Genomic DNA, 12,394 nt, shown 5'->3' with positions numbered 1-12,394 from the left:
GGAAACGGAGCCTGTTTTTTTAAAATGATAAAATTCCGATTAAATTTAAGAACACGATAATAATGGCAAGCGGCACGATAAAACGAAGCAAATAAAACCATGTGTAAAAGAATGCTTTACCTGCATTTGATCCATTTCGCATTTCAGCCAAGAGTTCGCTTTTCGAAATTTTCAGCGGGATAAATAGAGAAATTAACAGAGCGCCTGAAGGCATCAAAACATTGCTGACGGTAAAGTCGGCAATATCAAAAAACGTTTTGCCAAATAGGTGAACATCACTCAAAACGCCATAAGACAAGCAGCATGGGATTCCGACCAAAAAGATCAAAAGCCCGCTCGTCCATGACAGTTTTTTTCTCTTTTTTTCGTCCCCTTTTCCGATTGTGGCAACGATAATTTCAACCATCGAAAATGCTGAGGTTAAGGCTGCAAATAAAAACGCAACGAGAAAACCGATAAAAAACAACGTGCCGAACGGAAGCTGTTCAAAAACGGCCGGAAGCACTGTAAACAGCAGTGTCGGTCCTTCATTTGGCTGAAAACCGAATGAAAAAACCGCCGGAAAAATAGCCAAACCTGCCAAGAGTGTCACAATGATATTCATCAAGACAATGGAGGCTGCCGAACGAGGGATATTTTGTGTTTTCGGCAAATAGGAGCTGTAGGTCACCATCACCGAAACCCCCAGTGTTAACGTAAAGAAGGCCTGTCCCAGCGCGAATAATATGGATTCCGGAGTCAGATCGCCGAAATGAGGCACAAGCAGAAACTTTACGCCCTCCATTGCACCATTAAGCGTAAGAGACCGAAGAACGAGCAGAATAAACAATAAAAACAAAATCGGCATCATCACCGCGCTTACCCGTTCAATCCCTTTTTGAACCCCTCTTGCGACAACGATGACAGTAAGTACCATAAAGACAAGCTGAGCCGCGAGCGTCTGCACCGGATTTTGGATAATAGAAGCAAAAAGAGCGCCATACTGTGCTTGAGAAAGCCCGGACAGTGAGCCTGACGCCGTTTTTACGATATACAGCAAAATCCATCCCCCGATTACACTGTAAAACGACAGCACTAAGAAACACGCGGCTACGCCGATCCACCCCGTAAGAAACCAAGCTGATCGCGGCGCTTCTTTTTTATATGCATCAATGGCATTCGTCTGGTTCCGTCTTCCAAAAATAAATTCCCCCACCAAAAGCGGATAGCCTAAGAGGATGGTAAATAACACGAAGATAAGAAAAAAGGCTCCTCCCCCATTGGTCCCCGCTACGTAAGGGAACTTCCAAATCGCGCCCAAGCCGATAGCCGAGCCGGCCGCTGCCATGACGAAACCGATTTTCGAAGTCCATTGGACTGGTTTTTGCTCAGACAATAAACGTCACTTCCTTTCCAGCCTATATTATCTCTTATTTTTGTCTTCATTTCTATAGATTCATTTGCCAGGAACAGAAAAGAGAGCGGCCTGTATGGCCGCTCTCTTTATCAAAAGGTTATTCATTGATTTAATTTTGAATGCTTTCTTGAATACAGGAAATAAATTACCAAACCGATTAACAGCCACACTAGGAAGCGGACAATCGTCACCCATCCCAGATTTAAAATCAAGAACAGGCAGAACAGAATCGCCAGGCCTGGGATCACGGGAACTCCCGGGCATTTAAAAGCTCTCGGAAGATCAGGCTGTTTCTTTCTCAAAACGATAACTGCCACAGAAATCAGGACAAATGCCGACAGCGTCCCGATGTTTACCAGCTTTGCAAGTTCATCCAGCGGAACAAGTGAGCCGAGAAGCGCCGACATCGTTCCGAAAAACCAAGTGGCTACATAAGGTGTTTTGTGCTTTGGATGCACTTTAGAAAGTGAGCCCGGCACAAGTCCGTCACGCGACATGGCAAACATGACGCGTGTCTGCCCGTAAAGCATCACGAGCATAACTGTTGTCATTCCCAGCACGGCGCCAATATCAATGATGCCAGCCACCCAGTTTTGCCCTGCGCTTTGAAGAACTAGAGAAACCGGATGATCCACACCCGCAAATTGAGCAAACGGGATAACCCCAGTCATGATTGCTGATACGGTGACATATAAAATCGTGCAGACCAATAAAGAGAAAATAATGCCTTTTGGCAGATCTTTCGCGGGATTTTTCGTCTCTTCCGCAGCAGAGGAAACAGCGTCAAATCCGATAAAAGCAAAGAATACGAGCGCCGCTGCACTGAACACGCCGCCAAAGCCCATCGGCATAAACGGCTGCCAGTTGTGCGGCTTCACGTAAACGGCTGCCACCGCGATAAACAGCAGAACAACCAGTACCTTCAAGATAACCATGATATTGTTGACTCTTTTTGATTCTTTGATGCCTAAATAAAGCAAATATGTGATTGCCATTACAATGACGAATGCAGGAAGATTAAACAGGGTAAAAGTGCCTTTCACTGCGCCCGGTGCCGCTGTTAAAGCAACCGGAAGATGAATGCCGAGCCCTGATAAAAACGATTGGAAATAACCAGACCAGCCGACCGACACTGCACTTACCGCCAGCATGTATTCTAAAATTAAATCCCACCCGATAATAAAGGCCATAAGCTCTCCCAATGTCGCATAAGTGAATGTATACACCGAACCTGAAACAGGCACACTTGACGCAAATTCCGCGTAAGACAGGGCGGCGAATAAACAAGCCAGCGCCGCCACAACAAATGAAATGGTCAGTCCGGGACCTGCCGTGACTGCACCTGTTCCCGTCAGAACAAAAATTCCTGTACCAATAATGGCGCCGATTCCAAGCAACGTTAAATCAAATGCCCCTAATTCTCTTTTTAAAGACTTTTCACCGCTCGTCGCAGCGATTAAATCCTGAATGCTTTTCTTTCTAAATACGCTCCCTTTCATTCCCCTTCAACTCCCGATCATCTATTTTTATATATTTTATTTGAATTTTCTGAATTCATGAGCAACAATGGTCATTTTTCTGTTTTTCTACTATATTTGTACTGGTCGCAAATCATTCCTTTCTCCTACTCAATATTATATATAAAATTGCAAAAATGAAAACAAAATTGTTAGAAAAATCGACAAATTTTTTATTTTGAATTTTTTTACCACACAAAAAAACCAGCTCTAGAGCTGGTTTTTCGTTGATTACGTTGAAATAAAACGGCCGCCATTCACATGAATGGTCTGCCCTGTCATATAGGAAGATTCGTCAGACGCAAGCAGAACATAGGCGCCTGCATGCTCAACCGGCTGTCCCGGTCTTCCCATTGGGGTATCCAAGCCGTGCTGTTTCACTTTTTCCTCAGGGAATGTCGCCGGAATAAGCGGTGTCCAAATCGGACCGGGCGCCACCGCATTCACTCTGATGCCTTTATCTGCAAGCGACTTCGCCATGGAACGCGTAAAGGAGACAATCGCACCCTTTGTGCTGGAATAATCAATTAACGCCGTATCCCCTTCATAAGCGGTAATCGATGTCGTATTAATAATGGCACTCCCCTCTTGCAGGTGAGGCAAAGCTTTCTTCGTCATATGAAACATGGAAAAAATATTTGTGCGAAAGGTTTTTTCCAGCTGTTCTGTTGAAATATTAAGAATGCTGTCCTGGGGATGCTGTTCAGCGGCGTTGTTCACTAAGATATCGAGTTTACCAAAATGGTCCACTGTTTGCTGCACAGCTTGTTCACAATGGTTCTCGTCCCCGACATCTCCCGGGATAAGCAGGCAGCGGACATTCTCCTTTTCGATCCGTTTACGTGTTTCCTCTGCGTCCGAATGCTCGTCTAAGTATAGAATGGAGATATCAGCCCCCTCTTTAGCAAAGGCAATAGCTGCTGCTCTCCCTATTCCGCTGTCGCCTCCAGTAATGATCGCGACTTTTCCTTTCAGTTTTCCGCTTCCTCGATAATCCTCGTCCTCTGACAGCGGCAGCGGATTCATTTTTGACTCAATGCCCGGCTGTCTGTCCTGATGCTGCGGTTCTTGTCCTTCTGTTTGTCTGTCCATTGGGTTCACATTCATCACTCCTAGACATGTGGTTGATACTGAACGTTACCACACGACAGAAATGAATAAACGCCAAAATATGTTATGAAAGAACTTCCTCGGGAATGGCACCGGTATATTTCGCTGACGGGCGGAAAATCATGTTGTTTTCTGCCTGTTCCAGCACATGGGCGCACCACCCTACCATTCGGCTTGCTGAAAAGGTCGGAGTAAACAATTCATCGTCAAAATCGATGGCCTTCATCACTGCAGCCGCGTAAAATTCAACATTTGTGTACAGCTTTCGTCCCGGTTTGTAGATTTCAAGCAAACGAATCGCTTCTGCTTCTACATGCAGCGCAAGATCAAGATCACGGTCATTGCCGGCCACCTGTTCTGCTTTCTGTCTCAAAGCTTCTGCCCGCGGGTCTTTTGTTTTGTACACCCTGTGGCCGAATCCCATCAAGCGCTCTCCTTTTTCGAGTTTTTCTTTCAGATATGCTTCAGCATGTTCTTTTTCTCCAATGTCTTCAAGCATTTTTGTCACCGCAGAAGGAGCGCCTCCGTGCAGCGGACCTTTCATCGTGCCGAGAGCAGCCGTGACGGCTGACACTAAATCACTCTCTGTAGATAACGTGACTCGTGCTGAAAAAGTGGATGCGTTCATGCCGTGCTCCATGGCCAGAATCATATAGGTTTCAAGCGCTTTCTTTTTTGCCTCTGAAGGCTGTTCACCTGTGAGCATATAATAGTAGTTTTCGACATGTCCGTACTGGGAAGAAGGTGCAATTGCTTGTTCACCGCGCGTCCATCTTTTTCTGTATGCAATGATGGAAGGCGTGATTGCAATCAGCCGGATTGCTTCTTCTGTTTTCGGATGGAATGTGTACGTATTTTCCCCCAATGCTGAAACAACCGTTCTCAGCACCGACATATCGTCCATGTTGTTTGGCAGTGATTGAATCAAACGCTCAATGTGTTCCGGAAGGTTCCGTTCCGCAGCCAGCTTATCTTTAAATACCTGCAATTCTTCAGTTGAAGGCAGTTTTCCAAATAAAATCAAATAAGCCGCTTCTTCAAAGCTGTGATTCAGTGCGATGTCTTTTGCATGATGTCCTCTGTAAATCAGACGCCCTTTTTCACCATCAATATGGCTGATGGATGTTTCCACACATGTAATTCCCTTTAATCCGTAATGTACCATTTGTATTCCCCCTATCCTTTTCTGTTATTATAGTAAATATAATATTTAAAAAATAATGAATATTTTAAAGGGAATTAATTAAAAATATTAATCAGAGGGAGAATAGAAATGGATTTCAAATGGCTTCACACCTTTGTGACCGCTGCAAAATATGAAAACTTCCGAAAAACGGCGGAAACGCTTTTCTTATCTCAGCCCACTGTGACCGTACATATCAAGCAATTAGAAAAAGAAATCAGCTGCAAGCTGTTCGAACGTAAAGGCAGGCAAATCCAGCTGACTGATGAAGGCAGGGCGTATTTGCCGTATGCGCTCAGGCTTCTTGATGATTATGAAAACAGCATGGCAGAGCTTCACAGAGTGAGACAAGGCTACTCTCAAACCTTACAGCTCGCGGTTTCTCCGCTTATTGCAGATACAGTGCTTCCTTCTGTCATGAAGCGGTACACAGCAATGAATACGGAAACAGAAATGGCGGTTACGATTTTCGAATCAGCGGAAATCGCGTCACTGATTAAAGCCGGGGAAGCAGATATCGGACTAAGCTGTTTAAAGGTACAGTCTTCTTCTTTAAGCTGCCACTGCTTATACAAAGACCCTGTCGTCCTTGTTGCCCCGCCCGATAAGCGTTTCATAGAAGACAACGAAATTGATGCCAAAGAGGTGCTCGAACAATACCTGCTTTTGACCCACAATCATCCTGATTACTGGGACGACTTGCTCCGTCAAGTCAGAATGACATTTCCATTTGTGAGAACAATGAAGGTCACTCAAACACATATAACGAAACGGTTTATCAAGGAAGGACTCGGAGTTTCATTTCTGCCTTTATCTACAGTAAAGCGTGAGTTAGCAGAGAAACAGATGATCAGAATTCCTTATCAGTCTGTACAGCTGCCCTATGCCGGCGCTTACGCGATTGCCCTTTATGAAAATAAGAAAGAAAAAAAATTCTTGGATTTTTTATCACATTTTCATTTTTAGGAGCAACCAAAACGCCTGTGCTCCGTCTAATGAAAAAAACCCGTTCCAATGAACGGGTTTTCTCTAAAAATTAGAATCTTTTCGCACCGAGGTAACGAGGCTTCCAGTAGCTGTTGTTCAGGCTGCTGATTTGTACGCCGTCAGATCCTGCATGAATGAAACTGTTGTTTCCAATGTAAATCCCCATGTGAGAAGGGCCGGATTTATATGTTGTGAAGAAGACGAAATCACCAACAGACGGGCTGGCAATGCTCTTCATAGAACTCCAGTATCCTGCAGTGCTTGTTCTGCCCACACTTGTTTGTTTATTCAGTACGTACCAAATGAATCCGCTGCAGTCAAAGCCGGAAGTTGTCGTTCCGCCCCATTTATATGGCGTTCCGACTAACGCTTTTGCATCAGAAACCAGTTTGCTCACATTAAGTGATGTAGATGACGTTTTGCTGCTTGAAGATGATGAAGATGAAGCAGGTTTTGAGCTGCTTGTGCTTGTTCCTTTCACCTTCAATACTTGGTTGACATAGATTACATCTGATTTTAAGCCGTTTAAGCTTTTTAATTTGCTAACCGTAGTGCCGTATTTGCTCGCAATTTTAGAAAGGCTGTCTCCGCTCTTCACTTTATAAGTAGACGTTGAAGACGATGACACTTTTGATGAGCTGGAGCTGCTTGAACTAGTTGAACCTTTCAGTTTCAGGACTTGTCCAACACGAAGCAAATCTGATTTTAAGCCATTCAGCTTCTTCAGTTCATTGATTGTCATGCCGTATTTTTTTGAAATTTTCCAAAGGCTGTCCCCGCTCTTTACTTTGTATGTAGAGGAAGAGGAAGAAGAACTGCTGCTTTTTGAACTTGTAGATTTGCCGTTAATCGATAAAGTTTGTCCCACATAAATAATGTCTGAACGAAGGTGGTTCTCTGATTTAATTTTACTGATCGTTGTGTCGTATTTTCTTGAAAGATCCCATAACGTGTCGCCTTTTTTCACCTTAATGCTTTGTGCAGATGCCGCTCCTGCAAATAACGTCGATCCTAAAACAACTGCTGTCGTAGCTGTAATGATTTGCTTTTTCATATTTTCCTCCCCAAATGTTAACTCTCTATATATGTATCTCTTTTTTTAAATTAATCTTATTGATTTCTATTATAAGGATAGATTCCCATCAGAAATAGTCTTGACTTCATGTGACAAATTTCTTAATTATTCGTTCTAAAAAAAAAGTTTTTAAGGGTATTAAATATTTCATTTTCGTTGCAAAGGTGACAAAAAACGAGTGCTTTTGTCATGTTTTATGGGATGTTTTTCAACATAAAGGAAATAAATGAAAAACTTTCGGGGTCGGCTCACATATCGGAAAAATGAGTGATAAAGAATATTCGAGGAGAGCTGCGGTTATCCGCAGTTTTTTTATTTAAACAAACATATCATGCAAAGACAGAGAGGTAAAGATTTTTCTGAAAAATGAATGCTTTACATCAAATAAGGAAAGATAACGAAAAGCGTTTTTTCATTTCCTTACAAGGCTTTACTTATTGTTTACATGATCAACAGCCGCATTTAACAAAATTTCCCTAATATGATAAACGGAATACATTAAAGGAGGCATGAAAAAAATGAGTTTGTTTCAAAATATGAAATCAAAACTTCTGCCAATCGCCGCTGTTTCTGTCCTTACAGCTGGAATCTTTGCCGGAGCTGAGCTGCAGCAAACAGAAAAGGCCAGCGCCAAAAAACAAGACAAAGCTGAGATCAGAAATGTCATTGTGATGATAGGCGACGGCATGGGGACGCCTTACATAAGAGCCTACCGTTCCATGAAAAATAACGGTGACACACCGAATAACCCGAAGTTAACAGAATTTGACCGGAACCTGACAGGCATGATGATGACGCATCCGGATGACCCTGACTATAATATTACAGATTCAGCAGCAGCCGGAACAGCATTAGCAACAGGCGTTAAGACATATAACAATGCAATTGGCGTCGATAAAAACGGGGAAAAAGTGAAATCTGTACTTGAAGAGGCCAAACAGCAAGGCAAGTCAACAGGGCTTGTCGCCACGTCTGAAATTAACCACGCCACTCCAGCCGCATATGGCGCCCACAATGAATCACGGAAAAACATGGACCAAATCGCCAACAGCTATATGGATGACAAAATAAAAGGCAAACATAAAATAGACGTGCTGCTCGGCGGCGGAAAATCTTATTTTAACCGCAAGGACAGAAACTTGACAAAGGAATTCAAACAAGCCGGCTACAGCTATGTGACAACGAAACAAGCATTGAAAAAAAATAAAGATCAACAGGTGCTCGGGCTTTTCGCAGATGGAGGGCTTGCTAAAGCGCTCGACCGTGACAGCAAAACACCGTCTCTCAAAGAAATGACTGTTTCAGCGATTGATCGCTTGAACCAAAATAAAAAAGGATTTTTCTTGATGGTCGAAGGGAGCCAGATTGACTGGGCGGCCCATGACAATGATACAGTAGGAGCCATGAGCGAGGTTAAAGATTTTGAACAGGCCTATAAAGCCGCGATTGAATTTGCGAAAAAAGACAAACATACACTTGTGATTGCAACTGCTGACCATACAACCGGCGGCTTTACCATTGGCGCAAACGGGGAAAAGAATTGGCACGCAGAACCGATTCTCTCCGCTAAGAAAACACCTGAATTCATGGCCAAAAAAATCAGTGAAGGCAAGCCGGTTAAAGATGTGCTCGCCCGCTATGGCAATCTGAAAGTCACATCTGAAGAAATCAAAAGCGTTGAAGCAGCTGCACAGGCTGACAAAAGCAAAGGGGCCTACAAAGCCATCATCAAGATTTTTAATACTCGCTCCAACAGCGGATGGACGAGTACCGATCATACCGGCGAAGAAGTACCGGTATACGCGTACGGCCCCGGAAAAGAAAAATTCCGCGGATTGATTAACAATACGGACCAGGCAAACATCATATTTAAGATTTTAAAAACTGGAAAATAAAAAGGATGCAGAACGCTGCATCCTCTTTTTTATAAATATCTGCGGTGAACACCTTTTCCGTCGTACGAAAACATGACTTCCTTATCCTCAAGCACAGACTCAATGTGCACGCTTCTTCCCCAAAGCTGGAATAAATAAGGGAGCACTTTCTCCAAATATTTCAAATCTAACTCTATTCCTTCATACCAATGCTTAATATAGAGCTCGTTATTTTTCATATAATCGCCGTCGTTTACTGTCAAATATGGAAAACCGCCATTTACCCGCATGCTTACGAGCTGGTCGCGTACCGACTTCCACTGTTTATCGATGATTTTATAATCTCGGCCCTGTTTTTGAAACAAATAAAGATCCTCGCGCATAACTAATTCTTTGGTTAAATAATTGCGGATGAAAGAGATATCGGATTCAATCTCCCTGACCTCAAACATTTTCTCCCGGCCGGAGTCAGGCTGCACGCCCATTTTCTTCATTTCCTCCGTCGGGTTGTTGTACCTCTCCTCAATGTCTTCAAATATTTTTAGCCCTAAATAATAAGGATTAATGCCTGTTTTGGACGGCTGAACGACACCTGCATTCAGCTTGGCGAACTCGATCGCTTCATCAGAGGTTAAATCAAGCTCACGTATAATTCGCTGGTGCCAATAGGAAGCCCAGCCCTCATTCATAATCTTGGTTTCCAGCTGAGGCCAGAAATAAAGCATTTCCTCTCTCATCATCGTTAATATATCACGCTGCCATGGCTCCAGCTCTCGGGAATGCTCCTCGATAAAAAGCAGGATATCTTTTTCAGGCCGAGGCGGGAACGGTTTTTTCGATTTTTTCACTTGTTTTTTCGGTTTCTTTTCATCCAAAGACCATAGATCATCGTAAGGCGTGGCTGCCTCTTCAATCTCCTCTTCCTCATCATCCACACTCCATTGGAGCTTTGGTCGGACCAACGACGGATCGATATGCTCCTGAATCGAAAGGATCGCATCTAAAAAAGATTCCACTTCTTTAATCCCGTGAACCTGCTCATAGTGTTTTATCCGTTCAGCCGTTGCCGCCATGCTTTCCACCATATCGCGCTTCGTGTTTTGGAAACGGCAGTTGTTTTTGAAGAAATCGCAATGGGCAAGAACGTGTGCGACAATCAATTTATTTTGGATCAGTGAGTTGCTGTCCAGCAAAAAAGCGTAGCATGGATCTGAGTTAATGACCAGCTCATAGATCTTACTTAACCCTAGATCATAGTGCAGCTTCATCTTATGAAACTGCTTGCCGAAGCTCCAGTGGCTGAATCTTGTCGGCATCCCGTACGCGCCAAATGTATAAATAATTTCAGCCGGGCAGATTTCATATCTCATCGGGTAGAAATCAAGGCCGAATCCTTTTGCAATTTCGGTAATTTCCTCAATTGCCCGCTGTAATCCCTTCTTCTCCTCCGCGTTCAACCGAATCCCCCCTACTTGGACTTATCTATAATGTATGAGCCCGCCATACAAAAGATGATAGTCTCACTCGGGCAAGAAAAAATTCCCCCGGCACATTCATCTGTTTGCTTATTGGATCAGTGGGTAAACACACACCATACTACGAAAAAGGAGCGATACCAATTGAATGTAGCAGACGTGCTTTCTTCTTATCTCAGTAAGCTGCCAAACGTAATCATTGCTTTACTCGTCTTATTAATCGGCTGGGCTATTGCTAAAATCATTGAAAAAGCGGTATACAAAGGACTCAGCAAAACAAAAATCGACGACAAGCTCTTTGCTGGGAAAAAGCCTTCACGCTATTCCTCGGAAAAAGTCATAAGCAAGGTCGTTTATTTTATCGCATTGATCATCGTCTTTATTTTATTCTTTAACATTTTGCACCTGACAACAGTGGCATCGCCGTTTGTCAGTATGCTTTCGGCGATTGCAGCTGCGATCCCAAGCGTGCTGAAAGCCGGACTCATTCTGCTGTTAGGATGGGCTGCAGCCTCTGTTTTGAGCTTCCTTGTCAAAAAAATCGGGATGAAGCTGAACACGAGTGACAAACTGCGCAAGTGGAATTTGGTGTCTGAAGGAAAAGATATTCACCAGGCTGTCAATACCGCTTCACAAATTGTCTTTTATCTCGTGCTGCTTGTTTTTCTGCCAGGGGTCTTATCTTCTTTGAAAATCAGCGGCATTTCAGGTCCTTTTACAAATATGATGGAAAGCGTGCTCGCTTTTCTGCCGAAATTATTTGCAGCGGCGCTTATCGTATTAATCGGCTGGCTTGTTGCCCGCCTTGTCCGTGATATCATTACGAATTTCCTTGCAAGCATCGGCACGGAAAGATTCGCGGCACGTATGGGTTTATCAATTTACTTAAAAGACACAAGCCTTTCAGCAGTCATCGGAACAATCGCTTATGTGCTCATTATGATTCCGGTGGTCATTTCAGCGCTTGATCAGCTGGATGTCGCCGGCATTTCAAAACCAGCTGTCTCTATGCTGAATACGATTTTAAACATGCTTCCGAACATCATGATTGCCATCGTGCTTGTATTAGCGGGTATCTGGGCAGGAAAATGGGTGAAATCCATGGTGTCCGGACTGCTCCATCGCGCAGGCTTTGATTCTGTCTTAGGGAAAATGGGCATGGAAGCCGGAACGCCTGCAAAGCTGTCCTTGTCTCAAGTTGTCGGTATGATTGCGCAAATCATTGTCATTCTGCTCTTTACAGCTGAGGCGCTTCAAATTGTTCGGCTGCACTTCCTCGTAGAAATTGCCACCGGCATCATCGCGTATCTGCCGAATGTCCTTGTCGCAGTATTCATTCTCGGACTCGGCCTTTACGCAGGAGAATTGGTGAGAAAAGTGCTCGCAAGCATGATAAAAGGTCAGGAATTCAAGTCTTTAGCACCTATTGCTAAATATACGATTATCGCACTTGCTTTCTTTATGGCCCTGGATCAGCTTGGTGTCGCTGCGACAATCGTCAATTCCGCGTTCATCATCGTACTTAGCGGCTTCGCACTCGCTTTTGGTTTATCCTTCGGCCTTGGCGGTAAGGATTTTGCATCACGTTATCTGTCTACATTTGAACGCAAAATGCAAAACACAGAAATCGAAAAAAACCGTAAAAACCAAAATCCGCCGAATGACATGTAAGCAAAAAACATGCACCCAGCTGGGTGCATGTTTTTTAATTCCTTTTTTTTCATTTTTCAATCGATTATGATAAGATATAGAAAATGTCTTATTCTGAGGTCTTATT

General features: G+C 43.6%; 9 protein-coding genes. 3 read left to right on the top strand and 6 right to left on the bottom strand.

The window, feature by feature from the left end:
• Positions 1-19 precede the first annotated feature (19 nt).
• The 4 genes from NYE53_RS05225 to citA form a co-directional block, all read right to left on the bottom strand.
• Positions 20-1,375 carry a sodium-dependent transporter gene (locus tag NYE53_RS05225; RefSeq protein WP_339247602.1) on the bottom strand — a complete coding sequence of 452 codons (1,356 nt, stop codon included), beginning with the start codon at positions 1,373-1,375 and terminating at the stop codon, positions 20-22.
• A 122-nt stretch (positions 1,376-1,497) separates the two neighbouring features.
• Entirely contained in the window at positions 1,498-2,895 is a 1,398-nt protein-coding gene (gene bcaP, locus NYE53_RS05220) for a branched-chain amino acid transporter BcaP (RefSeq protein ID WP_047182346.1), read from the bottom strand.
• Between the two features lie 249 nt (positions 2,896-3,144).
• Positions 3,145-4,014 carry an SDR family oxidoreductase gene (locus tag NYE53_RS05215; protein ID WP_015483011.1) on the bottom strand — a complete coding sequence of 290 codons (870 nt, stop codon included), beginning with the start codon at positions 4,012-4,014 and terminating at the stop codon, positions 3,145-3,147.
• A gap of 73 nt (positions 4,015-4,087) precedes the next feature.
• Positions 4,088-5,188: a citrate synthase CitA gene (citA, locus tag NYE53_RS05210; RefSeq protein WP_047182345.1), complete on the bottom strand. Its 1,101-nt coding sequence runs from the start codon at positions 5,186-5,188 to the stop codon at positions 4,088-4,090.
• Between the two features lie 108 nt (positions 5,189-5,296).
• On the opposite strand from citA, the gene citR reads away from it, so the two are divergent.
• Entirely contained in the window at positions 5,297-6,172 is an 876-nt protein-coding gene (gene citR / locus NYE53_RS05205; protein WP_003233357.1) for a transcriptional regulator CitR, read from the top strand.
• 70 nt (positions 6,173-6,242) lie between these two features.
• Here the strand turns inward: citR and lytE are convergent, their stop codons facing one another.
• Positions 6,243-7,247 (bottom strand): peptidoglycan endopeptidase LytE, encoded by a 1,005-nt coding sequence (lytE, locus tag NYE53_RS05200; protein ID WP_003244816.1) that lies wholly within the window; start codon positions 7,245-7,247, stop codon positions 6,243-6,245.
• Between the two features lie 530 nt (positions 7,248-7,777).
• Between lytE and phoA the strand changes: the two genes are divergently transcribed.
• On the top strand, positions 7,778-9,163 hold the full coding sequence (gene phoA, locus NYE53_RS05195; protein WP_339247598.1) for an alkaline phosphatase PhoA: 1,386 nt from the start codon (positions 7,778-7,780) through the stop codon (positions 9,161-9,163).
• A 29-nt stretch (positions 9,164-9,192) separates the two neighbouring features.
• Here the strand turns inward: phoA and spoVR are convergent, their stop codons facing one another.
• Positions 9,193-10,599, bottom strand: a complete 1,407-nt coding sequence (gene spoVR, locus NYE53_RS05190) for a stage V sporulation protein SpoVR (RefSeq protein WP_014479295.1) — start codon at positions 10,597-10,599, stop codon at positions 9,193-9,195.
• 30 nt (positions 10,600-10,629) lie between these two features.
• On the opposite strand from spoVR, the gene NYE53_RS05185 reads away from it, so the two are divergent.
• Positions 10,630-12,288, top strand: coding sequence for a mechanosensitive ion channel (locus NYE53_RS05185; protein ID WP_223497616.1), 1,659 nt, complete (start codon positions 10,630-10,632; stop codon positions 12,286-12,288).
• Positions 12,289-12,394: the final 106 nt, after the last annotated feature.

The organism is Bacillus sp. FSL R5-0523, from assembly GCF_037975295.1.
In the GTDB taxonomy this organism is placed as follows: Bacteria; Bacillota; Bacilli; order Bacillales; family Bacillaceae; genus Bacillus; species Bacillus subtilis.
Note: the sequence above shows the minus strand (reverse complement) of the source record. Positions and strands in the feature narration are given on the sequence as shown.